We start from the raw sequence: 26,325 nt of genomic DNA on the forward strand, positions 1-26,325 counted from the left end.
GGGCTTGCGCGTGCGGTGGGACGGGAGTGTGGCCCGTGACGGATCAGGCGGTGGACACGGACGGTGCACGGCTCTCCCGGGGCGTTACGGCGGATGACCGATTCCTGGGCCGTACCAGGGAGTTGAAGGAACTGCGCGCCGACATCGAACGCGCGGGACTGGACACCCTCTCCGGCCGCAAGGCTCCCCGTGCGCGTGTGCTGCTCATCGCCGGCCGGCCGGGCTCGGGCCGTACGGCTCTCGGCGAGGAACTCGTACGCCAGGTCGCCGACCGGTACCCCGACGGGGTGCTGCGCGCCCGGCTGAGCGAGATCGACGGCACACGGGTGCCCGTCGAGCGCTCCGCGCGCGAACTGCTCGAAGCGCTCGACGGGCCCGCCCCGGCCGGAGCCGCCGAGGACGATCTCGTCGAGGCGCTGCGGACCGCCCTCGCCGGCCGCCGGGTGCTGCTCCTGCTGGACGACGCGGCCGACGCCGAGCAGGTCGACGCCCTGCTGCCGGACAACCCCGACTGCCTGGTGGTCGCCGTCTCGGAGGGGCCGCTGACCGGCATCTCCGACGTCCGCCCGTGCACCCTCGGCGGCCTCGACACCAAGTCCGCCGTGGAACTGCTGTCCCGGTCCACCGGCTCGGTCCGCATCACCGTCGACCCCCGGGCCGCGGAGGGCCTGGCCGAACAGTGCCAGGGACAGCCGGCCGCCCTGGTACTGGCCGGAGGCTGGCTCGCCGCCCGGCCCAAGGCCGCCGTCGCCGACCTCGCCAGGCAGCTGCACGCCGACCCCGACAACGGCACCGTCGGCACCGCGGGCACCGCGGTCAGCCGTGTCCTCCACCTCGTGCACGCCGAACTGCCCGCGCCCGCCGCCCGGACCCTGCGCCTGCTGAGCCTGGCCCCGGCCGGTCTGGTCGACCCGCACACCGCCTCCGCGCTCGCCGGCTGCTCGGTGAGCAGCGCACGCACCACCCTGGACGACTTCGTCTCCGTGGGCCTGCTGCACCCGGCGGGGTCGTCGCTGCCGCAGTACGAGGTGCCCTGCTGCCTGCACCCCCTGCTGCGCGGTCTCGCCGAGACCCACGAACGGCCGGGGGAGCTCCAGCTGGCCCGCGCCCGCATGCTGGAGCGGACCGTGCGGCTGCTCCAGTCGTGCAGGGCCATCACCGAGACGGACAGCCCTCAGGCACGCGAGAAACTGCTCGGGATGCCGCGCTCCCTGCGCTTCGCCACTCCCCGGCACGCCGCCGACTGGCTGCGTGCCCGCAGGCCCGCCCTGCTGGCCTCGGCCCGGCTCGCGGTCGCCGACGGGACGCTGGACACCCTGGCCCGCCGCCTGATGTCGCAGCTGGTGCGTGCCATGGTGGCCCACTTCGGCACCCAGGCCGCCGCGAGCGACCTGTACGGCATCCACCACCTCGTCCTCGACGTGGCCGAGCGCCGGGAACTGCCCCGCGAGAAGGCCGCGGCCCTGCTGAACCTCGGCGACCTCGACGCCCGGACCGGCCGCACGGCCGACGCGCTGGCGCGCTACCGGGCCGCGCTGGACGCCGGACGCGCGGCGAACGACCCGTACGCGACCGGCCGCGCGATGGAGTCCGTGGGGGGCGCCCAGCTGGAGCTCGGGGACTTCGACCGGGCCGCCGACTGGTTCGGGCGGGCCCTGGCCGAGCGGCTCGCCCGGGACGAGCGCGCGGACGCCGCCCGCCTCTACGGCCGGATCGCCGCCGCCCACACCTACGGCGGCCGCTACGGCGAGGCGCTGCGGAACTGGCGGGCGGCGGTCGCCGGGTACCGCAAGAGCGGTGATGTGGCCGCCCAGGCGCGGGCGCTGAGCGAACTGGCCCGGGTCCAGGAGTACGCGGGCCGGCCCGAGGAGTCGCTGCGCACCTGCCGGGAGGCGGTGGAGTGGGCCCGGCGGGCCGAGGACACCCGGCTGCAGGCGGCGCTGCACCTGCGGCTCGCCGACACCTTCGAGCACCTCGGCGACCCCACGTCGGCCGCGCTGCACCGGGAAACGGCCGAGCGGATGCTGCAGGAGGAGGCCGAGGCGTCCCAGGCGTCCGGCATCGACCCGCAACAAGGAGGCGACGCCTGCGAGATCCGTGGTGTCCCTGCGGAAGGCTGATGCTTTGCAAGGCCGGACAGCGGCACAGCCTTGATTGAGGTGGCGCTGCGGCGCTGTCTTCGGTGGTCGCCCGGTGCGCGCGCGTGTGCCCGGGTATGGGTAGTGATACCTCATACCCTGCGAACCGAGGACCGTGATCGATGTGAAGGTCGGCATCCCCCGCGAGGTCAAGAACAACGAGTTCCGGGTGGCCATCACCCCCGCCGGCGTGCACGAGCTGGTGCGCCACGGCCACCAGGTCGTCATCGAGCGCGGCGCAGGCGTCGGCTCCTCGATCCCGGACGGTGAGTACATCGCCGCGGGAGGGCAGATACTGGACACCGCCGACGAGGTCTGGGCCGCCGCCGACCTGCTGCTGAAGGTCAAGGAGCCGGTCGCCGCGGAGTACCACCGGCTGCGCAAGGACCAGACGCTCTTCACCTACCTGCACCTGGCCGCCTCCAGGGAGTGCACGGACGCGCTGCTGGCGTCCGGCGCCACCGCGATCGCCTACGAGACCGTCGAGCTGCCCGGCCGCGCGTTGCCGCTGCTCGCGCCCATGTCCGAGGTCGCGGGGCGACTGTCCGCCCAGGTCGGCGCCTACCACCTGATGCGGGCCAACGGCGGCCGCGGCGTGCTGCCCGGCGGTGTCCCCGGGGTGCAGGCAGCCCGGGCCGTCGTCATCGGCGGAGGAGTCTCCGGCTGGAGCGCCGCGCAGATCGCCGTCGGCATGGGGTTCCACGTGACCCTGCTCGACAAGGACATCAACAAACTGCGTGAAGCCGACCGGGTCTTCGGTACGAGGATCCAGACCGTCGTCTCCAACGCCTTCCAGCTGGAGAAGGCCTGCCTGGAGGCCGACCTGGTCATCGGCGCGGTGCTGATCCCCGGCGCCAAGGCGCCGAAGCTGGTCACCAACGACCTCGTCTCACGGATGAAGGCCGGGAGTGTCCTTGTCGACATCGCGATCGACCAGGGCGGCTGCTTCGAGGACTCCCGCCCGACCACGCACGCCGAGCCGACCTTCAGGGTGCACGAATCGGTCTTCTACTGCGTCGCCAACATGCCCGGCGCGGTGCCCAACACCTCCACCTACGCCCTCACCAACGCCACGCTGCCCTACGTCGTCGAACTCGCCGACCGCGGCTGGGTGGAGGCGCTGCGCCACGACCCCGCGCTCGCCAAGGGCCTCAACACGCATGACGGCAAGGTCGTGTACCAGGAGGTCGCCGAAGCCCACGGCCTGGAGCACGTGGAAGTCGCTGCGCTGCTCGACTGAACCCGGAGGAGGAGGGGAAGGTGACCTCCGGGCGTCAAGTCGACCAAGTCACCGACCGGCAAAGGCAATAGGTCAACTTCCTTCATCAACGCGGCCGACTCGGCCCGGCCTTGCCCGCCAGGTCCGGCGAGATGTGTGTATGGTCACTTCACGGATCCGGGACAACTCGCCTCGAACGTAACGCTTCCACCGATTCGCACACCGGTGAAACCTGCTGTGCGACGGTCGTACGCCCTTGACAGAGGGATGTTTCATTGTCGACACATCGGGCCGGGTCCGGCGGATTGTGTTGCTGCGGACCGCCGACACGCCATAGAGTCGCCAATCGTCGGCATGATGCCACGCTGACCTGTCTAGAAGTTTCCTGGTCACCAAGGAGGTAAGACGACTTGTGAATGAGTCGACATTTACTCCCGGGGGTGGTCAACCAGGAATGCCTGCACGGGACCGGGGTCCCGCTGGGTTCGCCGCTGTCGGCTCCGTCGCCGTGCACACCTTCGCAGCCCAACAGAGTCAGCAGGCGACTCTCACTGCACACCCGAGCATGGATGGCCATCACGTGAACGCCATGGCCGGCGACGGAAGTGGCGCGCCCCACAACCAACTCGCCGACTACGACGAACTGCCCGAGGGGCATTTCTACGACCCCGACGCCGAGTACGAGCCGGATCCCGAGTACGCGGCCACCCTCGCGCCCGACGCTGCCCGCCAGCGCCGTGAGCGCGTCGGCCCGACCGGCCGCCCGCTGCCGTACTTCCCGATCCCGGGCCCGCTGACCGACCACGGCCCCGCGAAGATCATTGCGATGTGCAACCAGAAGGGCGGCGTCGGCAAGACGACGTCGACCATCAATCTGGGTGCCGCGCTCGCCGAGTACGGCCGTCGGGTGCTGCTCGTCGACTTCGACCCGCAGGGCGCGCTGTCGGTCGGACTCGGCGTCAACCCGATGGAACTCGACCTCACCGTCTACAACCTGCTCATGGAGCGGGGCATGGCGGCCGACGAGGTGCTGCTGAAGACGGCGGTCCCCAACATGGACCTGCTGCCCAGCAACATCGACCTGTCGGCGGCCGAGGTCCAACTCGTCTCCGAGGTCGCCCGCGAGTCGACGCTGCAGCGCGCGCTGAAGCCGCTCATGGACGACTACGACTACATCGTGATCGACTGCCAACCCTCGCTCGGCCTGCTCACGGTCAACGCGCTGACGGCGGCGCACAAGGTGATCGTGCCGCTGGAGTGCGAGTTCTTCGCCCTGCGCGGTGTGGCGCTGCTCACCGAGACCATCGAGAAGGTCCAGGAACGGCTCAACCCCGAGCTGGAGCTCGACGGGATCCTCGCCACGATGTACGACTCGCGCACGGTGCACAGTCGCGAGGTGCTCGCGCGCGTCGTCGAGGCGTTCGACGACCACGTCTACCACACGGTCATCGGGCGTACGGTCCGCTTCCCGGAGACGACCGTCGCCGGTGAGCCGATCACCACGTACGCGTCCAACTCCGTCGGTGCCGCCGCCTATCGCCAGCTTGCCAGGGAGGTGCTCGCCCGGTGTCACGCCGAGTGAGTCTGCCGGGGGCCGACGAACTCTTCCGTACGACAGGGGGGACGGCGCTCCAGGCGTCCACGCCGAGGCGCCAGGCGGGCGGCGAGGCCCGGGTCCCCGCTCCCGCGGGGGAGGGCGGCGCGGCCGCGGCCCAGGACGACACTCCGCAGTCGGTGCCCGCGCAGGGCGGCGACGGCGAGGGTGCCGAGCACGTCGCCACGGACGCCGAACCGGCCGAAGCCGGCGAGTCCCGCAGCCGCGCCGCGCCGGAGCGCCCCGTGCGACGGCGGGGGGCGCAGCAGGGGGCGACGGGTTCCGCCGGTTCCGCGGGTACGGCCGCCGAAGCGGCCCCGCGCAAGCGCGCAAGAGCGACGGCGCGACGGCCCAGTGGACGTGAGCGGCACGACGAGAAGATCACGGTGTACGTGTCCGCCGAAGAACTCATGGACCTCGAGCACGCCCGTCTGGTGCTTCGGGGCGAGCACGGACTGGCCGTCGACCGGGGCCGGATCGTCCGCGAGGCGGTCGCCGTGGTCCTCGCCGACCTGGAGTCCCGCGGAGACGCCAGCATCCTCGTACGGCGCCTGCGCGGACGGTAGCGGTAGCCTGCGGAGGTCATGACCTCGAACGACACCCCCGCCACCGGCCACGGTCCGCGGCCCGGCCGCCGGCGCGCGCTGGGGCGGGGGCCGGGGGTCACGCCGCCGGTGACACCGCCCGCTGAGGCGGAGGCTGAGGGGCCGGGGCCGGGGACCGTGCATCCCACCGAGGCCCAGGCTCCGGTTCGGGTGCCCGCTCCGGCGGCCCTGGAGGACGTACCGGACGTCGGGCGGCCGCCCGAGCCGGCACCTGGGAGTCCTGAGGCGGGTGAGGGGGCTGAGGGTGCCGGAGGCACCGAGGAGGGCGACGGCAGGTTCAAGGTCCGGCTCTCGAACTTCGAGGGGCCGTTCGACCTGCTGCTCCAGCTGATCTCGAAACACAAGCTGGACGTCACCGAGGTCGCGCTGTCCCGGGTGACCGACGAGTTCATGGCGTACATCCGGGCGCTGGGGCCGGACTGGGACCTGGACGAGACGACCGAGTTCCTGGTCGTGGCGGCCACTCTGCTCGATCTCAAGGCGGCGCGCCTGCTGCCCGCCGCCGAGGTGGAGGACGAGGCGGACCTCGCCCTGCTGGAGGCCCGGGACCTGCTGTTCGCCCGCCTGCTCCAGTACCGGGCGTACAAACGGATCGCGGAGATCTTCAGCGGGCGGCTCGACGAGGAGGCCCGACGTCACCCCCGGACCGTGGGGCTCGAGCCGCACCACGCCGAGCTGCTGCCCGAGGTGGTCATCAGCATCGGCGCGGAGGGGTTCGCCAGGCTCGCCGTCAAGGCGATGCAACCCAGGCCCAAGCCGCAGGTGTACGTCGACCACATCCACGCGCCGCTGGTCAGCGTGCAGGAGCAGGCCGGGATCGTCGTCGCGCGGCTGAAGGAACTCGGCGAGGCCGGTTTCCGGGAGCTGATCGCGGACACCGACGACACGCTGACCGTCGTCGCCCGGTTCCTCGCGCTCCTGGAGCTGTACCGGGAGAAAGCCGTGGCCCTCGAGCAGGAGACCGCGCTCGCCGAGCTGACCGTGCGCTGGACCGGCGGTGACGGGGACGCCGCCCCCGCCGTCACCGACGAGTTCGACCGGCCGCCCGAGCAGCCGAGGGAGCCGGAGGAGCGCCCGGAGGAACGGCCGGAGGGACGGCCGAAGGGACGGCCGAAGGAGGAGAAGGCGTGAGCGAGGACACGACCGACGTTCCCGCGGGGCTGCGCACCGTCGCGGACCTCGACCTCGAGCCCGCCCTGGAGGCGGTCCTCATGGTCGTGGACGAGCCCGTGACCGAGGAGCACCTGGCGAGGACACTGGAACGGCCGAGACGCCAGGTCGCGGACGCGTTGCGCGCGTTGGCCGACGAGTACACCGTCCAGGGGCGCGGCTTCGAGCTGCGGCTCGTCGCCGGCGGCTGGCGCTTCTACAGCCGCCCCGAGTACGCCGCGGCCGTCGAGGGCTTCGTCCTGGACGGCCAGCAGGCCCGGCTCACCCAGGCCGCCCTGGAGACCCTCGCCGTGGTCGCCTACCGCCAGCCGGTCAGCCGCAGCCGGGTCTCCGCCGTACGCGGAGTGAACTGCGACGGGGTCATGCGCACCCTGCTGCAGCGCGGTCTGGTCGAGGAGGCGGGCACGGAACCCGAAACAGGTGCGATCCTGTACACGACGACGAACTACTTCCTGGAGCGGATGGGCCTGCGCGGTCTGGACGAGCTCCCGGAGCTCGCGCCCTTCCTCCCGGAGGCGGAGGCGATCGAGGCCGAGACCCAGGAAGCCGTACCGTCGTTCGATCCGGACGCCCCGGACCCGGACGGCGGTCCCCCTACGAACACGGAATTGTGATGCGAAGCAGCGGCAAGAGCGGCGGACGCGGTAACCCCCGCGGTGCAGGCGGCAACAGGGACCAGAGGCAGGGACAGGGCCGCCCCGGCAAGCCCCGCCCCGAGGAGCGCCGCTACGACGTGGGCCCCGAGGGCACCAAGGACGGCCCCAAGTCCGCCCGTGGCGGTGCCAAGCCGTCGTCCCAGAAGGGCGGCGGCCGGGGCGGCCGTACCGTCCCCGGGCGGTCGCGTGAGTACGAGACGCGGATCGAGGAGCGCAACCGCGACCGGTACGCGGGCAAGAAGGACGTGAAGCTCCCGAAGACCTTCCCGGGCGCCGAGCAGGAGGGCGAGCGGCTGCAGAAGGTGCTCGCCCGCGCGGGGTACGGCTCCCGGCGCGCCTGCGAGGACCTGATCGAGCAGGCGCGGGTCGAGGTCAACGGCGAGATCGTGCTGGAGCAGGGCCGCCGGGTCGACCCCGAGAAGGACGAGGTCAAGGTGGACGGGTTGACCGTCGCCACCCAGTCCTACCAGTTCTTCTCGCTGAACAAGCCGGCCGGTGTCGTCTCCACCATGGAGGACCCCGATGGGCGCCAGTGCCTCGGCGACTACGTCACCAACCGCGAGACCCGGCTGTTCCACGTCGGCCGGCTCGACACCGAGACCGAGGGCGTCATCCTGCTCACCAACCACGGTGAGCTGGCACACCGGCTGACCCACCCGAGGTACGGGGTGAAGAAGACCTACCTTGCGCACATCGTCGGACCGGTCCCGCGCGACCTGGGCAAGCGGCTGAAGGACGGCATCCAGCTGGAGGACGGTTACGCGCGCGCGGACCACTTCCGCATCGTCGAGCAGACCGGCAAGAACTACCTCGTCGAGGTGACCCTGCACGAGGGCCGCAAGCACATCGTGCGCCGCATGCTCGCGGAGGCCGGCTTCCCGGTCGACAAGCTGGTGCGCACGGCGTTCGGGCCGATCGCCCTGGGCGACCAGAAGTCGGGCTGGCTGCGCCGGCTGTCGAACACCGAGGTCGGCATGCTGATGCAGGAGGTCGAGCTCTAAAGGCTTGCCGCCGGACTGCACCCCCTTTTATAGTCAGAGCGACTATAAAAGGGGGTGCAGGTCATGGACGGCTACGACAAGTACGCCTTCGAACCGTTCGCCGTCACCGTCGACCTCGCCGTGTTCACGATCCGCGGGGGCGCGCTGCACGTGCTGCTCGTCGAACGCGGCCAGGAGCCGTACGCCGGCCGGTGGGCGCTGCCGGGAGGCTTCGTCCGGCCGGACGAGTCCGCGGAGAGCGCCGCGCGGCGCGAGCTGGGCGAGGAGACCGGGCTGACGGACGTGTCCGGGCTGCATCTGGAGCAGCTGCGGACCTACAGCGAACCCGGTCGGGACCCACGGATGCGCGTCGTGTCCGTGGCCTTCGCCGCGCTGCTGCCCCACGCTCCCGAGGCGCACGGCGGCAGCGACGCGGCACAGGCCCGCTGGACGCCGTACGACTGTGCGCGCGATCTCGCCTTCGACCACGACCGGATCCTGGCCGACGCCCGGGACCGCGTCGGCGCCAAGCTCGAGTACACCTGCCTCGCCACCGCCTTCTGCCCGCCCGAGTTCACCCTCGGGGAGCTGCGGCAGGTCTACGAGACCGTGTGGGGCACCGCGCTCGACCGGCCCAACTTCCGGCGCAAGGTGCTCGCCACCCCAGGCTTCGTCGAGGCCGTCCCGGGCGCCGCGCGCCTCACCGGCGGCCGGGGCAAGCCCGCCGCGCTGTACCGCGCGGGCGCCGCCGCCACCCTCCACCCGCCACTGCTCCGGCCGACTCCGGAAGGACGCCCCGCATGACCACGACCACCGTCACCAAGCGCGCCGCCACAGGCGCGCTCACCGGACTCGCCCTGGGGGACGCGCTGGGCTTCCCGACCGAGTTCGACGACGTCCCGTCGATCCTCGCCAAGTTCGGTCCCTGGCGGGGGACGGACCTGCCGAAGCCGGCGATCGTCACCGACGACACCCAGATGACCCTTGCTCTGGGGAGGGGCCTGCGGACGGCGATGGACCGGGGCGTGCTCACTCCGAAGCGGCTGGAGCGTCCGGTGCGCGAGGAGTTCGTGGAGTGGTACCGCTCGCCCGAGAACAACCGCGCCCCCGGCAACACCTGCCTCAAGGCCTGCCACCTGTTGACCCGCGAGGACCGGTCCTGGCAGGACGCCTCCCAGGTCGGCTCCAAGGGCTGCGGCGCCAACATGCGGGTCGCGCCCATAGGTCTGGCCCCCGGGCTGAGCGACGAACAGCGCGCGGGCGCCGCCCAGTTGCAGTCGGCGCTCACCCACGGGCACCCCACCGCGCTCGCGGCCTCCGACCTCACCGCGCACGCCGTACGGTTGCTCGCCGAGGGGGCCGAACCCACCGGTCTGATCGGCCTGTTGCGTTCCTACGCCTACGAGAACCGCACCCGCTACCACGAGTTCTGGCTCGGTGACCTGTGGACCCGCGCCCAGGACCCCACGCCCGAGCACTTCATCGCGCGCGGCTGGGACGAGTGCCTGGACGTCCTGGAACGCCTCCGGCACGCCGTGCGCACCGTCTCGCCGGAGACCGACCCGTGCCTGGCGACGGGGGAGGGCTGGATCGCGGAGGAGGCCCTGGCGACCGGCCTGCTCTGCTTCCTGCTCTTCGTCGACGAACCGCTCACCGCCCTGCGCCGCGCCGCCTGCACCGCGGGCGACTCCGACTCGATCGCCTGCCTGACGGGTGCCTTCGCCGGTGCCCACCTGGGCGCGGACGCCTGGCCCGCCGAGTGGGCGGACCGCATCGAGTACCGGGACGAACTGCTGACACTGGGGGCGCTCTGGGACGCCCGTCCCTAACCCGCCCGGAGGGCCGAGGCCCGGCGGGTGCGGACGAGGAAGTCCTCCACCCGTCGGCGGTCCGGTTCCGCGGGGAGCGGGCTGTGGCGGGCGGCCTCCCCGGCCTCCCGCTCCAGGCGGGTCATCCGCGCCTCGACCTCGGACCAGGCGACCTCGCCCCGTTTCACCGCGAGCAGCGACTCGCGCTCCTCGCCCACGTCGATCGTGAGGGTGCCCGTGCGCAGCACGTCGCGGGCGGAGGCCAGGAGACGGAGCAGGTGCATCGCGTGCTTCCAACGGGGAGCCCCGTGGGCGCGGACGTCGGCCTCCAGTTTGCGACGCTGGCTGTAGGCGTACCTCGTGAACGTCTCGTGGACCCGGCGGGAGAGGAACGCGCCGCGCAGGGCGAGCAGCTCGCGTCCGGTGTCGTCGGCGTACTCCACGAGCGGCGAGTGCAGGCACTCCAGGACGTTGGGATTCGCCCGTAAGGCCAGCTCGCAGAAGCGTTCCAGCTCCCAGCTGAACTGCTCCTCGGCCGGTCCCTCGGCATGGGTCGGCGGCTTCTCGAAGCGCCAGAACAGGGAAGTGGGGGCGAGGAAGACGCCCCGGCGGTCGGTGTCGCTGCCCTCCGTGGCCAGACCGAAGGCACGCGACCCCATGACGCAGGCGTAGACGGTGTGGTCGCGGACCAGGTGTTCGGGGCGCATGCCCGGGAGCGTATGCGGCGACTCACGCCAGGCGAATCGAGTTTCCCTCCGCCCACCGGGATGCCGCGGGTCGAGGCCGGTGCCGTCGCGCCTGTCGTGAGAGGGACCGTGCGCCGCGTTGCGGGAAGGGACACGTCGTCACTCCGGGGGAGAGGACCGTGGGTGAGGCGGAGGGGCCCGGCAGTCCGGCACCGGACGCGCCGTCCGTCTCGGCGGGCGGGCACCGGACACCGGCCGCGCCCGTTCTGACTAGGCTGGACGACCGACACCCACGTCGGCGTGCCGACGAGTGAACACGCCGGCACACCCGTACACCAGCGCACCAGCAAGGAGCATCGTCGTGGCGGTACGAGCGGTCCGGGGCGCCGTCCAGCTAGAGCGGGACGAGCCCGGCCACATGGAGGAGCAGGTCGGCGCCCTGCTCACCGCTGTTCTGCAGCGCAACGGTCTGGCCGCGGACGACCTGATCAGCATCTGGTTCACGGCCACGCCCGACCTGCACTCCGATTTCCCGGCCGCTGCCGCCCGCAAGCTCGGCATCGTCGACGTCCCCCTGATCTGCGCCCAGGAACTGGACATCGAGGGCGCCATGCCCCGCGTCGTCCGCGTCCTCGCGCACATCGAATCCGATCTGCCGCGTGCCGACATCGCGCATGTGTACCTCGGTGCCGCGGCGGCCCTGCGCAAGGACATCGCCCAGTGAGAACCGCACTCGTCATCGGCACCGGGCTGATCGGCACGTCCGCCGCCCTCGCCCTGTCCCGGCGGGGTGTCGTCGTCCACCTCGTCGACCACGACCCGGAGCAGGCACGTACGGCCGTCGCGCTCGGCGCCGGCACCGACCGGGAGCCGGAGGGGCCGGTGGACCTGGCGATCGTCGCCGCCCCGCCCGCCCGTGTGGCCGAAGTCCTCGCCGAGGCCATGAGCCGTGGTGCGGCGCGCGGCTACATCGACGTCGCCAGCGTGAAGGGCGGTCCGCGCCGTGAGCTCGAGCAGCGGGGGCTCGACCTGTCGGCGTACATCGGTACCCACCCCATGTCCGGCCGGGAGAAGTCCGGCCCGCTGGCCGCCGGCGCGGATCTCTTCGAGGGCCGCCCGTGGGTGCTCACCCCCACCCGGGACACCGACACCGAGGTGCTGAACCTCGCCCTCGAGCTGGTCTCGCACTGCAGGGCCGTGCCGGTCGTCATGGACGCCGACGCCCACGACCGTGCCGTGGCCCTCGTCTCCCACATGCCGCACCTGGTGTCCAGCATGGTCGCCGCGCGCCTGGAGCACGCCGAGGAGGCCGCCGTACGGCTGTGCGGGCAGGGCATCCGGGACGTGACCCGGATCGCGGGTTCGGACCCCCGGATGTGGATCGACATCCTCTCCGCGAATCCCGGACCGGTCGCCGACCTGCTCACCGACGTCGCCACCGACCTGGAGGAGACGGTACGGGCCCTGCGCGCGCTGCAGTCCTCCGACGAGGACAAGCGCCGCGAGGGCGGCACCGGCATCGAGGGCGTGCTGCGCCGCGGCAACGCCGGCCAGATCAGGGTCCCCGGCAAGCACGGCTCCGCGCCGCGCGTCTACGAGGTCGTGGCGGTGCTCATCGACGACCAGCCGGGCCAGCTGGCCCGCATCTTCGCCGACGCGGGACGGGCGGGCGTCAACATCGAGGACGTGCGCATCGAGCACGCGACCGGGCAGCAGACCGGTCTGGTGCAGCTCATGGTGGAACCCGACGCGGCCCTGGTACTCACCGCGGCACTCCGGGAGCGGGGCTGGGCGATCCGCCAGTAGGCACCCGCCGGACGGCGGGCGGGCGGTGTGTCCCGCGACAGCGCCCGTGCCGCTTCCGGGGCCCTGCGCGCAGCCGGGAGCGGGTAGGGCCGATCGAGGGACATACACCCAGTAACCTTGTCCAGGGCAGTCGCGCCCCGCTCCCCGCCAGCCAGGTCCAGGAAGGTCCCCACTGTGGAAAGCGCCACGCCAGTGATTGTCGCCATCGACGGCCCGTCCGGCACGGGCAAGTCGAGCACCTCGAAGGCCGTGGCGGCACAGCTCGGCCTGAGCTACCTGGACACCGGCGCCCAGTACCGGGCGATCACGTGGTGGATGGTCGCCAACGACATCGACATCGCCGACCCCTCCGCGATCGCCGCCGTGGCCGGCAAGCCCGAGATCGTCTCCGGCACCGACCCGGCGGGACCGACCATAACGGTCGACGGTGTCGACGTGGCCGGTCCGATCCGCGAGCAGGACGTCACCTCCAAGGTCAGCGCCGTCAGCGCGGTCCCCGAGGTGCGTTCCCGGATCACCGAGCTGCAGCGCACGATCGCCGGCTCCGCCGTCACCGGCATCGTCGTCGAGGGCCGCGACATCGGGACCACCGTGCTGCCCGACGCCGACCTGAAGATCTTCCTCACCGCCTCCCCGGAAGCGCGCGCCGCCCGCCGCAGCGGTGAGCTGAAGGGCGCCGACCTGCACACCACCCGCGAGGCCCTGATCAAGCGGGACGCGGCCGACTCCAGCCGCAAGACCTCCCCGCTGGCCAAGGCGGACGACGCGGTCGAGGTGGACACCACCGACCTGACGCTGAAGCAGGTCATCGAGTGTGTCGTCACCCTCGTCGAGGAGAAGCGAGCCGGCCGGTGACCGAACTTCCGTCGGCGCGGGGTGCCGAGGTCGGGCGGCGGATCGGCGTCGGCCTGATGTACGGGCTGTGGAAGCCGCGCGTGCTGGGTGCCTGGCGGGTGCCCGCGACCGGTCCGGTGGTGCTCGCCGTGAACCACTCCCACAACATCGACGGACCGATGGTCATGGGCGTGGCGCCCCGGCCGACGCACTTCCTGATCAAGAAGGAGGCGTTCGTCGGACCGCTCGACCCGTTCCTGACCGGCATCGGCCAGGTGAAGGTGGACCGGGACACCACCGACCGCACGGCGGTCTCCCGGGCGCTCGGCGTCCTGCGGGAGGGCGGCGTCCTCGGTATCTTCCCCGAGGGCACCCGGGGCGAGGGCGACTTCGCCTCGCTGCGCGCGGGGCTCGCGTACTTCGCCGTACGCGGCAGCGCGCCGATCGTGCCCGTCGCCGTGCTGGGAAGTTCCGGACGGGGCGGACGGTTGATAAAGGGGCTGCCCCCGCTGCGCTCCCGTGTCGACGTCGTCTTCGGCGACCCGTTCGACGCGGGTGACGGCGACGGCCGCCGCACCCGCAAGGCGCTGGACGCGGCGACCGAGCGGATCCAGAAGCAGCTCACCGCGCACCTGGAAAACGCCAGACGCCTCACCGGGCGCTAGGCGACACTGAGTAGTGGATCACCCGGAACCGGGCATTCCACCGACCACGACGGACAACGAGGTACGGACTTCATGAACGACCACATCCAGCCCGACGGCTCGGCCGAGCACGAGCACGATCACGGGGCGCTCGGTGACGCCGAGTTCGCGGAGTTCATGGAGCTCGCCGCGGAGGAAGGCTTCGACCTCGAGGACGTCGAGGGCGCCATCGAGGCCGCCGGGCACGGTCCGCTGCCCGTGCTCGCCGTCGTCGGACGCCCCAATGTCGGCAAGTCGACTCTGGTGAACCGCATCATCGGCCGCCGCGAGGCCGTCGTCGAGGACAAGCCCGGCGTCACCCGGGACCGTGTCACCTACGAGGCCGAGTGGGCCGGCCGCCGCTTCAAGGTCGTCGACACCGGCGGCTGGGAGCAGGACGTCCTCGGTATCGACGCCTCCGTGGCGGCGCAGGCCGAGTACGCGATCGAGGCGGCCGACGCCGTGGTGTTCGTGGTGGACGCCAAGGTCGGCGCGACCGACACCGACGAGGCCGTCGTCCGGCTGCTGCGCAAGGCGGGCAAGCCGGTCGTCCTGTGCGCCAACAAGGTGGACGGCCCGAGCGGCGAGGCCGACGCCTCCTACCTGTGGTCCCTGGGCCTGGGCGAGCCGCACCCCGTCTCGGCCCTGCACGGCCGCGGCACCGGCGACATGCTGGACCAGGTCCTGGAGGCGCTGCCCCAGGCACCCGCGCAGACCTTCGGCACGGTGGTCGGCGGTCCCCGCCGGGTCGCCCTGATCGGCCGCCCGAACGTCGGCAAGTCCTCGCTGCTGAACAAGGTCGCCGGTGAGGAGCGCGTCGTCGTCAACGAGATCGCCGGCACCACCCGCGACCCGGTCGACGAGCTGATCCAGCTGGGTGGGAAGACCTGGAAGTTCGTCGACACCGCGGGCATCCGCAAGCGCGTCCACCTGCAGCAGGGCGCCGACTACTACGCCTCGCTGCGCACCGCCGCCGCCGTCGAGAAGGCCGAGGTGGCCGTCGTCCTCCTCGACGCCGCCGACACCATCTCGGTGCAGGACCAGCGCATCGTCACCATGGCCGTCGAGGCGGGGCGGGCGCTCGTCCTGGCCTTCAACAAGTGGGACACCCTCGACGAGGAGCGCCGCTACTACCTGGAGCGGGAGATCGAGACCGAGCTCGGCCAGGTGACGTGGGCGCCGCGGGTGAACGTGTCGGCCCGCACCGGACGCCACATGGAGAAGCTGGTCCCGGCGATCGAGACGGCCCTGGCGGGCTGGGAGACCCGCGTCCCGACGGGCAAGCTGAACGCCTTCCTCGGCGAGCTGGTCGCCTCCCACCCGCACCCCGTGCGGGGTGGCAAGCAGCCGCGCATCCTGTTCGGCACGCAGGCAGGCACCAAGCCGCCGCGGTTCGTCCTGTTCGCCTCCGGCTTCATCGAGGCGGGTTACCGGCGGTTCATCGAGCGCCGGCTGCGCGAGGAGTTCGGCTTCGAGGGCACGCCGATCCACATCTCGGTGCGGGTGCGCGAGAAGCGCGGCAAGAAGAAGTGACCCGACGGCACACGGGGTGAAGGGGGCGGTCCCGACCGGGACCGCCCCCTTCACCCCGTGTGCCGTGTGCCGTCGGCGGGCTTGGTGGCCCTCGGTCAGGACTCCCGGCGCGGGGCCGGGGGCAGCGCCGCCGGCACGTGGTGCATCCCGATGGCGTGCCGGCCTACCGCTGTGACCTGCTGCCACTGCGGCTGCTGCCCGGCGGTCTGACGGGCGCCGTCCGCCCCCGCGCCGTGGGCGTCGTACGACCCGCCGCCGAGGGAACCGCCGAAGGTCCCCGAACCGTGGCCGACGGACGAGTCCGTACCGGCGGACGGGCTCGTTCTGTGCGGGATGCTTCCGAAGGCGGTGAAGCCCAGTTTCTCCTCGCCGCTGCGGTCGCCCGGCAGTGAGCGGAAGGACTTCACGTACTCGGCGTAGAGCGCGTCGTAGATCGGCGTGGCCGAAGGGCCGCTCGTGGAGTCCTGAGCCGACCGCACCGGGGCGGGGACCAGCGGGAAGGTCTGGCGGCGGGGAACGTCGTATGCGTGCACATATCTCCAAACGACCCCGCTCGGCAAGGGATGCGGCCCACGTGGGGTTTTCGCCGGTCACCGGCCGGTCGGCCGTCGCCGGACGGCCGACCCCCTTCGCCCGTCCGACGGCCGCCCCTCTTCGCCGGTCAGAGGCCGGCGAGCGGCAGTGCCGCCGCGACCAGCCTCCCGTTCGCCGCCGCCCGGTCCAGGGCGTCGCGCAGCAGGTCCTCGCGCGGCTGACGGCCGATCGAGCCGACCGGGGCCGCGAACAGCAGCACCTGCTGGTGCTTGTTGGCGGCCGTCCGCCAGCCCTCGGTGACCTGGAGCGGCTGGTGGGCCTGCCACCAGGCCACCGGCTGTCCGCCGTTCGGATTCGGCTGCAGTACCGCGTGCAGCTGGCCCACGGCCAGCAGCACCGACCAGCCGTGCAGCACGGGCGGTGTGGTGGACAACTCGGTCACGGGGATGAAGCCCTGCTCGATGAGCAGCGGCAGGAAGTCGTCGCCGGCCGTGAGCGAACCGGGCCGCGCGACCGGCGCGGTCGGCTCGACGACCAGGGCCGGGTGCAGCTCCCCGGCGATCAGGACCAGTCCGCTGGTCACGCCGAGCACGGCCTGCTCCGGTACGGCCTGTTCCGGTGCGACCTGTTCCGGTGCGACGTGTGCGGCCTGCACGGCGGGTGCGGGCGCGGTGTCGTTTCCGCCGATGGACCGCACGGCTCCCTGGAGCTGCTCCTCGGTGACCTGGACGACCTGCGAGGGCAGGCAGGTGGAGTGGGCGAAGGCGAGGACGGCGGTCTCGTCCCCGATGAACAGGACTGTGCTGGTGCGCTCCTGGTCCGGGTCGCCCGGGGTGCGGCAGGAGGTGCAGTCGTAGCCGCCCGGGGCGGAATCTCCGGCGAGCAGGCGGTCGGCTTCTTCGTCGCCGATCTCGGCGCGTACCTCGTCGCTGACGTCGAGCATGCGCGGCACGGGTGGCTCCCTCGGGATGCGGTGCGTGGCGAGGCCGGGGGCTCCCGGCCCGTGGTCCGGGCGGGTCCCCGGCTCATACAGAAGACAACGGGCGATCCGTGGGGGGAGTCACGCCCCGGAGCGAACGGAATCGAACCATCTGGCGCACCCGGTCACTTCCGGCACGGAATCAGACACTCGTCGTCAACTACCTTCGATGTCAACGGCGTTGTCCGGGCGAAGTGACTCACGGAACATTCGGCGTGTCGGTCGGTAAATCAGGAAATAGGGGGATAAAGTGGACGTCCTGAAGCTGACGCTACTTAGGGTGAAGGTGAACTGGCCTGGGAGGACGGGGAGTTGCTTGATCCTGCCGGTTCGGGCGTTGACGCACGGCGTCTCGTGACGTGGTGGTGGCGCTCCGCCTTGAGGGGGACCCCGAGTCCTTGGAGAGGGAACTACATGTTCGAATGTGCCGGCAACACCCGCGACGACATCCACGACGACGCCCGGAAGGCTCAGAGGCCCCGTACGGCGGCGGTTCTGGCCGGCGCGGCACTGCTCGCGCCCCTCGGGCTGCTGGCCGGGAACGGCGACGCCGCGGCGGCGGGCGGCGGAGTGTGGGACCGCATCGCGCAGTGCGAGAGCGGCGGCAACTGGCACATCAACACCGGCAACGGCCACTACGGCGGGCTGCAGTTCACCGCCTCCACCTGGCGCGCGTTCGGCGGCACGGCCTACGCGCCGACCGCCGACCGGGCCACCAAGTCCCAGCAGATCGCTGTCGCCGCCAAGGTCCAGCAGGCCCAGGGGTGGGGCGCCTGGCCCACCTGCTCGGTACGCGCCGGGGCGTCCGGGAGCGCACCCGCTGCCGACCCGGCGCCCCCGCAGAAGGCACCGGCGAAGCCGTCCCAGCCACCGGCGAAGCCGTCGGGCGACGCGAAGCAGGGCCCGTCCGGCGGCTACTACACCGTCCGCAAGGGCGACACGCTGAGCGGCATCGCCGCCCGGCACGGAACCACCTGGCAGCGGCTGTACGCCGCCAACAAGGACGTCGTCGGCGGCGACCCCGACGTGATCATGCCAGGACAGCGTCTCGCGCTCTGAACCGCCCCGGGCGGACCAGGGCCCCGGACGAGGCCCGCTCACCCGAGGTGAGGCCCACCGGTCGGCCGCCGCTCCTCGGCCGCCCGGACGGGACCCCCGGTGCCAGGTCCGGCGTCAGATCCGGCGGCCGGGTTCCCCCGCCTCTCCGGCGAACACCACCGCACCCCGGTGCAGTTCGTAGACGAAGGCGGGCCGGTCGCGCAGTGCGGACGGGAACCGCTGTTCGGCGATCACCACGCACGCGTGGAGCGCGGCCGCGGCCAGCAGTCCGTACGTGTGGGCCGCGGCCGCCGGGGACATGCCCTGGGCGGGCTCGTCGACGAGCACCACGCGCGGGTGGGCCGACAACGCCCGTGCGACGGCCAGCATGCGCTGCTCACCGCCGGAAAGGGTGCCCGCGCGGCGCTCCAGCAGCGGCCGCAGCTCCGGACAGGCGTCGAGGGCCGCCGTGTCGGGGGCCGTCGCGCCGCGGACCGCGAAGGCGCCGGAGGAGCCGCCACCGGGGCGCGCGGGAGCGGCGAGCACGAGGTTCTCGCGCACGGTGAGGGAGCCGAACACCGCCTGCCGCTCCGGCACCAGGCGCATCCCGCGCCGGGCCCGCGCATGGGCCGGTACGCCCGTCACGTCGGTGCCGTCCCACACCACCGCCCCGCCGTACAGCGGCACCGTACCGGCCAGCGCGCGCAGGACGGTCGTACGGCCGGAGCCGTTGCGGCCCAGCAGCACGGTCAGGCCCGGGCCGGGAGCGGCCAGGGTGACGCCGTGCAGGGCCTCCAACGGGCCGTAGCGCACACGCGCGTGACGCAGGGACACCGTGCTCACCGGCCGCTCGCCTCCCCGAGGACGTCCAGCACGCGACCGGGAGGCCCGGAGGCGACGATCCGGCCGGCCGCCATCACGTGCACGCGGTCGGCGAGGTCCGCGACCAGGTCGAGATCGTGCTCGACGACCAGGAGCGCCGTGCCGTCGGCGGCCAGGGCCTTCAGCACCCGGGCCAGCGCGGTCACTTCGGCGGTGTCGAGCCCGGCGGCCGGTTCGTCGAGCAGCAGCACGCGCGGACCACCGGCGAGCGCCCGCGCGAGTTCCACGCGGCGCAGCGTTCCGGTGGGCAGTCCGGCCGCGGGCAGGGCGCGCACCGGTCCGTCGAGCCCGAGCAGCCGCAGCGCCCGTTCCGCCGCGCCGGGGTCGCGCGTCCGTCCCTGTTCGGCGCCCACGCGCACGTTCTCGGCCACGGTCAGCGTCGGGAAGACCGCCAGCCGCTGGAACGTCCGCGCGATCCCGAGCCGGGTGCGGGCGTGCGCGGACCGCCGCGTGATGTCCCGCCCGCCGAACCGGACCCTTCCCCGCGCGGGCCGCGACGTCCCCGCCAGACGGTGGAACAGGGTGCTCTTCCCGGCCCCGTTGGGCCCGACCACCGCGGTCACCCGTCCCGCGGGCAGGTCGATGTCGACGCCGTCGAGCGCGGTGAAACCCCCGTAGCGGACGTACAGTCCGCGCGCGGTGAGCACGGGCGGGGTTCCCTGGGTTTCCCGGGTTCCCCCGTCGTCCGGGCGGTTTCGTGCCGGCCGCTCACCCCCTCGCGCGCCCGCACCCCGCGTGCGCCCGCACCCCGCGTGCGCCGCGTGCCCGGCCGCGGCGCGGTGCTCGCCGTAGCCGTAGCCGTAGCCGTCGCTCCGGTCGGTGGTGGCGGGGTGGCGGCCGGTTCCGTACGGGCCGGGCGGAGCCGTCGGCGCACCCGTGTTCCCAGCGGGGTGAGCGTGGGCTTCCCGTGCGGTTCCGGGCGCAGGCGTCGCGGCGCCGTGCGCAGGGCCTCGTAGGGGCCGCCGGGGAAGCGGCCGACCAGGACCGCCAGGACGCCGATCACGGCCGCCGCCACGCCCCCGTGCGTGCCCGCGTCCAGGCCGACCAGGAGGGCCCGAGGCGAGCAGGGCGCCCAGGGTGCTGTCCGCCCCCAGCACCACGACCGCGGCGAACCACAGCAGACCCCGCACGGGGTCGAAGGCTTCGGGGTCGAAGGCCCGCAGGCCCATGCCCAGCATGCCGCCGCCGAGCGCGGCCAGCGCGGCGCCGGAGACGAAGGCCAGGAGCTTCAGCGACGGTACGGGCACACCCACCGCCCGCGCCCCCGACTCGTGGTCCCGCATCGCCGCCAGGGCCCGCCCGGTGCGGCCCCGGCGGAGGACCCGGGTGGCCAGCAGGGCGCCGACCTCGTCTTCGACTCCATCGACAGCCACGGCAACGCACGCCTCTGCCAGGCGATGGACGAGGTCGGCGCCCAGGTCACCGCCAAGGTCACCAACGTGCAGAACTGGACGTCCACCGTCGCCGAGGACTACAAGGACGCCCCGCACTGCCGCAACGCCCTGTGGGCCACCGGCTCCAGCCGCAACTTCGACGACACCGGCCACGAGGCGGTGCGGGAGTTCCGGGACGCCACCGAGGGCCTGAAGGCACACTCCCAGTGGCAGTTGGAGGGGTGGGCCGCCGCGCGCTGGTTCACCGACGCGGCGAGGTCCTGTGCCCGCACGGGCATCACGCGCGCGTGCGTCGACGGCTTCGTGGACCGCGCCGACGGCTACACCGCGGGCGGGCTGCTGCTTCCCGTCACGTTCGCCCGCTCGCCCGAACCGCCGGGCACCGCAGGACCTGTCTGTCGGTGGCCCGCTGGCGGGACGGCGAGGGCTGGATCTCCCAGGGCGACATGAACCGCACCTGCTTCGACGTGCCGCACCTGGCCTACAAGCCCTGAGGCATCACCCGCGGTCCCGGTTCCCGCGCCGGGACCGCGAAGACGGCGGACCATGTGAGGGGAACGCGAACATTCTGTGCAGTTCCGTCCTCGCGGGCATGTGGACGGCGAAATGCATGAACTCCCGCACGTTTCTTCCGGGACTCGCCGCCGGGTTTATCCGCGCCCCCGGCGCGACGCTCGGGAATTGTCCGAGACTTCCTCCGGGCGAGGCACCGAATCACCCATTCGTGTGATGGTGCGGGCATAAACGCCTGTCGTGATCCTGTGACAGAAGTGTGACCCTCGGGGGATCTCGGAGCGTGTTCCCGGCCGGGCCTTCCCCGTCCGCCGGGGAGGGCATAGCGTGACCGTATGGCACCGATTCCGACACCCGCCGCGGAACCCGACGACAGCCCGGACGCCTATGTGGGCCTGCCCGCGGACCGCGCCGAGCAGCTCGCGCGCGAGCGCGGCTGGTCGACGGTGCGGGCGCTGCCGCCGGGGGCGATCATCACCATGGAGTACCTCGTGGGACGGCTGAACTTCGAGGTGAGGGACGGCAGCGTGGTGCGGTCCTGGAAGGGCTGAGACGTGGCGGTGCCCTGGGATCCCGTCAGGAGCGGGCCGACGGTGCGCTGCCGCGCGGATGGCGTTCCCCGTGCGACGGGCGGCGGCTGCCCGTCGGGGTGACCGGGCTGCGCTCCGCCCGGCCCGTGTGCGGGCCGGGCGCCAGGTAGACGGGTGACCGGGTGGCGGAACGGGACGTGGCCACCGGCTCCGGGGCCGCGGTGCCCTCGCGGTCGGTGAGCGGTTTGAGCGCGACCGGCGCTGCGGCGGGCAGGGGGGCGGCGGGCGCCGTACGGTCCCGACGTGCGTGCCGGCGCTCGCGCCGGCGGTCGCGCCAGTCGAAGATCCGGTCCTCGGCGCGGGCGATCATCGGTTCGAACCAGGGCAGCGCCAGCAGGATCAGCAGGCCGGCCACCCAGCCGAGCAGTACGTCGCTCAGCCAGTGGGTGCCGATGTAGACGGTGGACAGACCGACACCGAGCGAGGTCACCGCGGACAGGGCGGACAGCCAGCGCCGGGCTCTCGGGGTGGAGGCCAGATAGGCCAGGATTCCCCAGGTCACCACGGCGTTGGCGGTGTGGCCGCTGGGAAATATGCTGCCGCCGAGCCACATCTCGCTGGATCCGATCTCGGTGGCGTAGTGCGGCCCGAGGCGCCCCATGCCGTACTTCGCGGCGCCGACGGTGATGTTGAGCAGCAGCAGGGAGACCCCGAGCGCGAGCAGCGGACGCAGCGTGTGCTGCCGCCAGGAGCGCCAGCCCAGCCAGGCGGCGACCATCACCGCGGTCGGGCCGCGCTGGCCGAGCACCACGTAGTAGTCGACGAAGGCGTGGAGCTGTGCCCACTGCTCGTAGGGGCGGAAGAACATCACCCGCCAGTCCAGCCGGACCAGCCAGGACGTGATGACGACGGCCCACACGATCGCCACGTAGAAGGCCAGGGCGGAGCCGAAGAGCACCGTCCGGTGCCGGCTCATTCGGGGCATGTCGATGTGAGCCGGTCGTTCCGGCTCACGATCCAGCCTCGCGAACACCCGGTCCAGACGGGTGGGCTTACGTTCGGTACGCACCCAATCGACGTTACAGGGAGTGAACGCGCAGCCCCGCCGAATCAGCGGCTTTGTGATGACGATGTGATGTGGGATTGCTCTCAAGGTGATCTTTATTCTTGGCGAATCGGCAATCCCCGGACATCGTTTCTCTCCATTCTTTTGATCATTCGGGGTCGCGGATTTATCGCGCTTTTGGAATCCGTTCACCGGGGGATGGCGCGGAATTTCCCCGGTGATCACCGCCGGTGGGCGGGGCGGGGGCGGCTCAGGGCGGACCGGAACCGTTCAGCCAGAAGGCGCCGTACACCGCCGAGGCCACCGCGACGGACGCCACCACCAGCGCCGACCTGGGCGTACGCAGCCGGGCCAGGCCCTGCGCGAGGGGCAGCAGCAACGGGAAGGCGGGCATGAGCAGACGAGGCTTCGAGCCGAAGTAGCTCGACGCGCACAGGGCGAGGGCGGTGACGACACCGGCGTACACCAGGAGTGGGAGCGGCTGGCGCTGCCGTACGCAGATCACGTATAGCCACACCAGCAGACCGACCCCGAGGACCAGTCCGAGCCCCGCCAGGGCCGACGGAAACGACGTGAACTTCTCGAGGGTGAACCGGGCGAAGGCATAACCCCCGTCGAACCCGTTCCGCCATCCGGCCTGCACATCGAGATACCCGAACAGCCCCTTCCCGGTCCGGTGGCCGACCCACAGAACGTAACCGGCGGCGCCGAGCGGAGCGAGGAACATGCCGAGCGCCCGGCGGACGCGGACGCCGGGGGCGCCCGGCAGCACGTGCGCGCCCTCGGGTGCGGGAACGCGCCGGGCGTCCTCGTGCGGTGCGGCGCTTTCCCCGGATCGCGCGCCGCCCACCGCTGCCGCACCCCGGCTTCCCCCGAACGAGCGGAAGCCGACGGGGAAGCGGCGGCTGTGCGCGAGAGAGGCGATGCCGGCCACCCAGACCGCCGCGACCACCGCCAGCCCCACCGGGCGGGTCAGGCCGGCCAGACCCGCCAGCCCCCCGGCCGCCACCCAGCGCCCGGTCAGCACCGCGTACAACGACCACGCGGCGAGTGCCGTGAACAGGGACTCGCTGTACGCCATCGACTGGACGACACCGACCGGCAGCACCGCCCAGAGCAGCACCGCGCACACCCCGACCCGCGGCCCGTACACATGGTCCGCCACCGCGAAGATCCCCCAGGCGGCGGCGAGCGAGGCCAGCACGGCCACGACGAAGCCCCCGTCGGCGTACGACAGCGGGGACACCGCCGCCAGCAGCCGCTCCAGCCAGGGGAGCAGGGGGAAGAAGGCCAGGTTCGAGTGCACGTCCCCGTTCGGGAGGCGCACCTCGTAGCCGTACCCCAGCTCGGCGACCCTCGTGTACCAGAGCGCGTCCCAGCGGGCCGTCAGCAGGGTGTACGCGCTCTTGCCGCGCGCCTCGCTCCACAGCGCCAGGACGACCAGGCCCAGGGTGCGCACGGCTGCGTACCCGAGGAGCGCCGGCCCGGCCCGGCGCAGCAGGCCGGGGCGGGACGGCAGGGCACGCGTCTCCAGATCGGTCACGGGCCCGATTATCGACCGGGCGCGGGGCGGGGCGGCCCGGCGGAGCGCCCGACCCTCCAGAGCGGGCCGCCCACCCGAAAGGGCGGCCCGGCAGGGCGTACGGGCCCCGCAGGCGCCCGGAAGGCACCGGAGGCGGCCCGAAAGAAAGTGGTGTACGCCACACGTTTCTGCCGAATCTGTGAGAGGCCCGCCACTCGATACCGCCGTTCCCTCGCGTACGCTGACGTGTCACTCGCCGTTCGTTGCGCAGGCCGGAGGCCACACCGCTCCTCTCCGGCCGAGTCGCGGGGGAGTCCCCACCCCGTGAGCCCGCCGAGCGCGAGGGAACATCTGGGAGGTCTGTGCATGTCCGGGACGACCACGGCCGCCGCGCTGCGCCGTAGGGCGGCCGGGTCCGGTGCCAACCGCTGGGTGGTACTCGTCGTCCTGTGCGCCAGCCTGCTGCTCGTAGCCGTCGACGCGACCGTGCTGCACGTGGCGGTCCCCGCCGTCACGGAGGACCTCAAGCCCGGCGGGATGGAACTGCTCTGGATCGTCGACTCCTACCCGCTGGTCTGCGCCTCGCTGCTGATCCTGTTCGGCACCCTGGGCGACCGGGTCGGGCGCAGACGCGTCCTCCTGCTCGGCTACGCCCTGTTCGGCGTCGCCTCCGGTATCGCGGCCCTCGCGGACAACGCGCAGGTGCTGATCGCGGCGCGGGTACTGCTGGGCGTCGGCGGTGCGATGATCATGCCCGCGACGCTGTCGATCCTGCGGCAGGTCTTCCCGGACCGGCGCGAGCGGGCGCTCGCCATCGGCGTCTGGAGCGCGGTCGCCGCGGTCGGTGCGGCGGTCGGGCCCCTGCTCGGCGGGTTCCTGCTGGAGCACTTCTGGTGGGGCTCGGTCTTCCTCATCAACATTCCGCTGATGCTGGTCAGCCTCCCGGTGGGGCGGATCCTGCTGCCGGAGTCGAAGGGCGACGGCAGCGGCCCCTGGGACGTGGCGGGCGCGCTGATGGCCGCCGCCGGGCTGTTCGCGGTGGTCCTGGGCGTGAAGCGGCTCGGCAGCGGCGAATTCGCCGCCGGCGGCGGTGTGTGGACCGCCCTGACGCTGGTCGCGGGCGCCGCCCTGCTGTTCGCCTTCGTCCGTCGGCAGCGGCGGCGCGCGCACCCGCTGGTCGACCTGCGGATGTTCGCCCGGCCCGCGTTCAGTACGTCGGTGGGCTGCATCGTGCTGGCGATGCTCGCCCTGGTGGGCCTGGAACTGATCGCCGCGCAGTACCTCCAGCTCGTCCTGGGACTGTCCCCGCTGGAGACCGGCCTGCGCCTGCTGCCGCTGACGTTCGCGGCGATGGCGGCGGGACTGGCGGGTGCGCGGCTGCTGCGCCGGTTCGGGCCGCGCCGCATGGTCTGCTTCGGTTTCTGTCTGACGGCCGCCGCGGTGCTGCTGCTGACCGCGATGGGCGGACAGGACAACCGCACCCTGCTGCTGAGCGGATTCGTCCTGCTCGGCTTCGGCCTGGAGACCACCCTGTTCGGGGCGTACGAGTCGATGCTGAGCGAAGCGCCCCCGGAGCAGGCGGGCGGGGCCGCCGCCATAGGCGAGACCTCGTACCAGCTGGGCGCGGGCATCGGGATCGCGCTCCTCGGCAGCGTCATGAACGCCGCCTACGCGCCCGGCCTCACCGGTGTCCCCGGGGTGCCCGCGTCGGCGTCCACGGCGGCGGGACACTCGCTGGGGGAGGCCCACGAGGTCGCCGCCCGACTGGGCGGGCCCGCCGGAGCCGCCCTGCTGGACGCGGCACGCCACGCCTTCGTGCACGGACTGCATGTGACCCTGCTGGTCAGCGCCGGCCTGCTGCTGCTCGGGGCCGCGATGGCGCTGCGGCTGCCGCGGGCGATGGACTGCGAGACGGCGGCGGCCGGGGAAACGCCCGCGGACGTGCCGACCGAGGCCCCCGCGGACGTGCCGACCGAGGCTCCCGCGGACGTGCCGACCGAGGCTCCCGCGGACGTGCCGACCGAGGCTCCCGCGGACGTGCCCGCCGATGACCCTTCGGGCGGATCGGGCAAAACTGGCGATGTGCCCGCGCCGCGGGCGGCCGCGGACTCCCGTGTCTCGGTGTGAGGCACACCGCCGCCGGGCCGGGTGGACG

The 26,325-nt window shown here is 72.7% G+C and carries 23 protein-coding genes and 2 pseudogenes; 18 read left to right on the forward strand and 7 right to left on the reverse strand.

The window, feature by feature from the left end:
• The first annotated feature begins 35 nt into the window (after positions 1–35).
• The 9 genes from JL475_RS26820 (at position 36) to JL475_RS26860 (ending at position 10,191) form a co-directional block, all read left to right on the forward strand.
• Entirely contained in the window at positions 36–2,120 is a 2,085-nt protein-coding gene (locus tag JL475_RS26820) for a tetratricopeptide repeat protein (protein ID WP_202280509.1), read from the forward strand.
• Between the two features lie 133 nt (positions 2,121–2,253).
• A complete protein-coding gene (gene ald, locus JL475_RS26825) occupies positions 2,254–3,378 on the forward strand; it encodes an alanine dehydrogenase (RefSeq protein ID WP_202280510.1) in 1,125 nt (374 codons plus the stop codon).
• 433 nt (positions 3,379–3,811) lie between these two features.
• Positions 3,812–4,939: a ParA family protein gene (locus JL475_RS26830; protein ID WP_202280511.1), complete on the forward strand. Its 1,128-nt coding sequence runs from the start codon at positions 3,812–3,814 to the stop codon at positions 4,937–4,939.
• On the forward strand, positions 4,924–5,517 hold the full coding sequence (locus JL475_RS26835; protein ID WP_202280512.1) for a hypothetical protein: 594 nt from the start codon (positions 4,924–4,926) through the stop codon (positions 5,515–5,517). Before JL475_RS26830 ends, JL475_RS26835 begins: the two co-directional genes overlap by 16 nt.
• A gap of 18 nt (positions 5,518–5,535) precedes the next feature.
• Positions 5,536–6,687: a ScpA family protein gene (locus JL475_RS26840; RefSeq protein ID WP_202280513.1), complete on the forward strand. Its 1,152-nt coding sequence runs from the start codon at positions 5,536–5,538 to the stop codon at positions 6,685–6,687.
• Positions 6,684–7,340 carry an SMC-Scp complex subunit ScpB gene (scpB, locus tag JL475_RS26845; protein WP_202280514.1) on the forward strand — a complete coding sequence of 219 codons (657 nt, stop codon included), beginning with the start codon at positions 6,684–6,686 and terminating at the stop codon, positions 7,338–7,340. Before JL475_RS26840 ends, scpB begins: the two co-directional genes overlap by 4 nt.
• Positions 7,340–8,383: a pseudouridine synthase gene (locus JL475_RS26850; protein ID WP_202280515.1), complete on the forward strand. Its 1,044-nt coding sequence runs from the start codon at positions 7,340–7,342 to the stop codon at positions 8,381–8,383. Before scpB ends, JL475_RS26850 begins: the two co-directional genes overlap by 1 nt.
• A gap of 63 nt (positions 8,384–8,446) precedes the next feature.
• Complete coding sequence (locus JL475_RS26855) at positions 8,447–9,166, forward strand: NUDIX domain-containing protein (protein ID WP_202280516.1); 720 nt, start codon at positions 8,447–8,449, stop codon at positions 9,164–9,166.
• Positions 9,163–10,191 (forward strand): ADP-ribosylglycohydrolase family protein, encoded by a 1,029-nt coding sequence (locus tag JL475_RS26860; RefSeq protein WP_202280517.1) that lies wholly within the window; start codon positions 9,163–9,165, stop codon positions 10,189–10,191. Before JL475_RS26855 ends, JL475_RS26860 begins: the two co-directional genes overlap by 4 nt.
• Here JL475_RS26860 and JL475_RS26865 read toward each other — a convergent pair.
• Positions 10,188–10,877, reverse strand: a complete 690-nt coding sequence (locus JL475_RS26865) for a nucleotidyltransferase domain-containing protein (RefSeq protein WP_202280518.1) — start codon at positions 10,875–10,877, stop codon at positions 10,188–10,190. The two genes, JL475_RS26860 and JL475_RS26865, sit on opposite strands and share 4 nt — an antisense overlap.
• A 340-nt stretch (positions 10,878–11,217) precedes the next feature.
• Here JL475_RS26865 and aroH point away from each other — a divergent pair, with 340 nt between their 5' ends.
• From aroH to der, 5 genes are all read left to right on the forward strand, one after another.
• The gene (gene aroH / locus JL475_RS26870; RefSeq protein WP_202280519.1) at positions 11,218–11,580 is read left to right on the forward strand and encodes a chorismate mutase; all 363 of its coding nucleotides are present in this window, start codon (positions 11,218–11,220) and stop codon (positions 11,578–11,580) included.
• Positions 11,577–12,662, forward strand: a complete 1,086-nt coding sequence (locus JL475_RS26875; RefSeq protein ID WP_202280520.1) for a prephenate dehydrogenase — start codon at positions 11,577–11,579, stop codon at positions 12,660–12,662. The genes aroH and JL475_RS26875 overlap by 4 nt, the downstream gene beginning before the upstream one ends.
• A gap of 174 nt (positions 12,663–12,836) precedes the next feature.
• The gene (gene cmk, locus JL475_RS26880; RefSeq protein WP_202280521.1) at positions 12,837–13,517 is read left to right on the forward strand and encodes a (d)CMP kinase; all 681 of its coding nucleotides are present in this window, start codon (positions 12,837–12,839) and stop codon (positions 13,515–13,517) included.
• Positions 13,514–14,161: a 1-acyl-sn-glycerol-3-phosphate acyltransferase gene (locus JL475_RS26885; protein WP_202280522.1), complete on the forward strand. Its 648-nt coding sequence runs from the start codon at positions 13,514–13,516 to the stop codon at positions 14,159–14,161. The genes cmk and JL475_RS26885 overlap by 4 nt, the downstream gene beginning before the upstream one ends.
• Before the next feature lie 72 nt (positions 14,162–14,233).
• Complete coding sequence (gene der / locus JL475_RS26890; protein WP_202280523.1) at positions 14,234–15,712, forward strand: ribosome biogenesis GTPase Der; 1,479 nt, start codon at positions 14,234–14,236, stop codon at positions 15,710–15,712.
• A 95-nt stretch (positions 15,713–15,807) separates the two neighbouring features.
• Here der and JL475_RS26895 read toward each other — a convergent pair whose 3' ends face one another.
• Both JL475_RS26895 and JL475_RS26900 read right to left on the reverse strand, forming a co-directional pair.
• Complete coding sequence (locus tag JL475_RS26895; RefSeq protein WP_202280524.1) at positions 15,808–16,245, reverse strand: hypothetical protein; 438 nt, start codon at positions 16,243–16,245, stop codon at positions 15,808–15,810.
• A gap of 128 nt (positions 16,246–16,373) precedes the next feature.
• A complete protein-coding gene (locus tag JL475_RS26900) occupies positions 16,374–17,198 on the reverse strand; it encodes a hypothetical protein (protein ID WP_202280525.1) in 825 nt (274 codons plus the stop codon).
• Positions 17,199–17,639: 441 nt separating this feature from the next.
• Between JL475_RS26900 and JL475_RS26905 the strand changes: the two genes are divergently transcribed.
• Positions 17,640–18,284, forward strand: a complete 645-nt coding sequence (locus JL475_RS26905; protein WP_202280526.1) for a transglycosylase family protein — start codon at positions 17,640–17,642, stop codon at positions 18,282–18,284.
• A 114-nt stretch (positions 18,285–18,398) separates the two neighbouring features.
• On the opposite strand, the gene JL475_RS26910 is transcribed toward JL475_RS26905, so the two are convergent.
• Together JL475_RS26910 and JL475_RS26915 are read right to left on the reverse strand one after the other, a co-directional pair.
• A complete protein-coding gene (locus JL475_RS26910; protein ID WP_202280527.1) occupies positions 18,399–19,106 on the reverse strand; it encodes an ATP-binding cassette domain-containing protein in 708 nt (235 codons plus the stop codon).
• Positions 19,103–20,485, reverse strand: a pseudogene (locus JL475_RS26915) (ATP-binding cassette domain-containing protein); the annotation flags it as partial. The pseudogene JL475_RS26915 and the gene JL475_RS26910, both read right to left, overlap by 4 nt.
• Between JL475_RS26915 and JL475_RS26920 the strand changes: the two are divergent.
• Positions 20,477–21,033 (forward strand): annotated as a pseudogene (locus tag JL475_RS26920) (ABC transporter substrate-binding protein); the annotation flags it as partial. The pseudogenes JL475_RS26915 and JL475_RS26920 overlap by 9 nt on opposite strands.
• 354 nt (positions 21,034–21,387) lie before the next feature.
• The gene (locus tag JL475_RS26925) at positions 21,388–21,603 is read left to right on the forward strand and encodes an I78 family peptidase inhibitor (RefSeq protein WP_202280528.1); all 216 of its coding nucleotides are present in this window, start codon (positions 21,388–21,390) and stop codon (positions 21,601–21,603) included.
• A gap of 25 nt (positions 21,604–21,628) precedes the next feature.
• Here the strand turns inward: JL475_RS26925 and JL475_RS26930 are convergent, their stop codons facing one another.
• On the reverse strand, positions 21,629–22,651 hold the full coding sequence (locus tag JL475_RS26930; protein ID WP_202280529.1) for a phosphatase PAP2 family protein: 1,023 nt from the start codon (positions 22,649–22,651) through the stop codon (positions 21,629–21,631).
• A 247-nt stretch (positions 22,652–22,898) separates the two neighbouring features.
• Positions 22,899–24,191, reverse strand: a complete 1,293-nt coding sequence (locus JL475_RS26935; protein WP_202280530.1) for a glycosyltransferase family 39 protein — start codon at positions 24,189–24,191, stop codon at positions 22,899–22,901.
• Between the two features lie 345 nt (positions 24,192–24,536).
• On the opposite strand from JL475_RS26935, the gene JL475_RS26940 reads away from it, so the two are divergent.
• Positions 24,537–26,297, forward strand: coding sequence for an MFS transporter (locus JL475_RS26940; protein WP_202280531.1), 1,761 nt, complete (start codon positions 24,537–24,539; stop codon positions 26,295–26,297).
• Positions 26,298–26,325: the final 28 nt, after the last annotated feature.

The sequence above is a fragment of the Streptomyces sp. M2CJ-2 genome, from assembly GCF_016757295.1.
In the GTDB taxonomy this organism is placed as follows: Bacteria; Actinomycetota; Actinomycetes; order Streptomycetales; family Streptomycetaceae; genus Streptomyces.